The following is a 1,714-nucleotide window of genomic DNA, read 5'->3' as shown; positions in this document are numbered from 1 at the left end:
ATCGAGTAGGCAAAGGGATTTTCACCCTAAGCCTCTCACAGAACCGTGCTTGAAAGTCTCCCCTCACACGGCTCTTGTTGCACAAATCTAAGCAATAATGTTGATTTGTGAAAAGCTCCAATGATAGAACAACGTTGGATATTGTTTCCTTACATTTTCTAGCCATTTGTATGCTTTTCTAATACTGGTTTTATATCGCTTGTACCTTTTCCTAGCCCACCAAACCAATCGTTTACTCAATAACCTAAAGACTTTTGTTAGTTCGTACATCTTAAATTTACCATAATAACGCACCCAGCCCCTAATCATTGGATTAAGGTATTGAGCGACGCCTACAATACTTTTAAATGTAAGTTTACTTACCTTAAGTTCTTCAAGCTTTTCAGCGATTCGTTTTCTTGAACTTATACTTATAGCACAATCATACCCTAGAAACAACCTTCCATTTTTCTTAGAGCAGGCACTCCTTGGCTGAAAAGAATAGCCCAAAAAATCAAATTTGACTGTTGGGTACTTTTCTCTTCTTCTGTAGTCTCGGCAGTAGACTATCTTTGTCTTCTTGGGATGTAATTCCAAGCCTACCGATTCCATTCTTTGATGTACTAATCCCAGTATTTGTTCTGCGTGAGTTTTTGTATTACAGTGCAGTATCACATCATCGGCATAACGTGTGAAAGCTACATTCTCATCTGTCTGTTCTAACCATTTATCAAAAGCATAATGAAGAAAAAGGTTTGCCAATAATGGGCTGATTACTCCACCTTGTGGCGTTCCTTTTCCTTGCCTATGAATGAGTTCTCCAGATTTTGTAATAACGGGTGCTTCCAACCATCGTTCAATATAGAATTTTACCCAGTTTTCGGATACGTGTTTCTCTACTGCAAGCATCAGTTTACTGTGGTCAATGTTGTCAAAAAATCCTTTGATGTCCAAATCAATTACCCAGTTTTGTTTCCAACAATTTTCTCTAACTTTTGATAATGCCTGATGAGCACTTCTCTTTGGTCGATAACCGTAAGAATTTGAACTAAATAGGGCTTCTAATCTTGGTTCTATAAACATTTTTACAACCATTTGTCCAACTCTATCGCTAATAGTGGGTATACCTAATTTACGAATTGAACCGTCTTTCTTAGGTATTTCTACTTCTTTGACTGGAGGTGGAAAATAGCTTCCTGATGCCATTCGATTCCAAAGTTTGTACAGATGTTTACTACGGTTCATATCAAATTCTTGCATACTTACCCCATCAATTCCCGCACTCCCTTTGTTGGAACGCACTTTTTGATAAGCCTCCCAAACCATTTGGCGACTTATCGGTATTGATTTTGTTTCATTCCATAAATTCATCCTCAATATTTATTTGAGTTGGTAAATAAAATAAAACGGTACAACTTAACCCCTTTGCTCCATTTCCATTACAGAAACTTCATCACTACTACGGGTTAATCTGCCACTACATACAACTTCGGTATTTTGCCTTTAGGTTGTGCCTATTGTACATTTCCCTTATCATTTATATGTAGCTTCCCAAGTTCCGTAATTAAGCCTAAATAAAGTTCTTGCCACCTGAATGACGCCAGCCTTACAGTAAATAAATAGGTGATTACTGTAATCAATGTTATTTATAACACTACTTTTCACTCCGTATCATACTTCGTAGCTTTTGACTGGATGTTCGCAACTTCTCGACACCTCTTCAGTGGTTCACTTT

The 1,714-nt window shown here is 37.5% G+C and carries 1 protein-coding gene; it reads right to left on the bottom strand.

Translation table 11 applies throughout. The annotated features are described in order from the left end of the window. Nucleotides 1–87: 87 nt before the first annotated feature. Nucleotides 88–1,350 carry a group II intron reverse transcriptase/maturase gene (gene ltrA / locus R6X41_RS19695; RefSeq protein WP_318502067.1) on the bottom strand — a complete coding sequence of 421 codons (1,263 nt, stop codon included), beginning with the start codon at nt 1,348–1,350 and terminating at the stop codon, nt 88–90. Nucleotides 1,351–1,714 lie beyond the last annotated feature (364 nt).

Source organism: Formosa sejongensis, assembly GCF_033447105.1.
In the GTDB taxonomy this organism is placed as follows: Bacteria; Bacteroidota; Bacteroidia; order Flavobacteriales; family Flavobacteriaceae; genus Formosa.
Note: the sequence above shows the minus strand (reverse complement) of the source record. Positions and strands in the feature narration are given on the sequence as shown.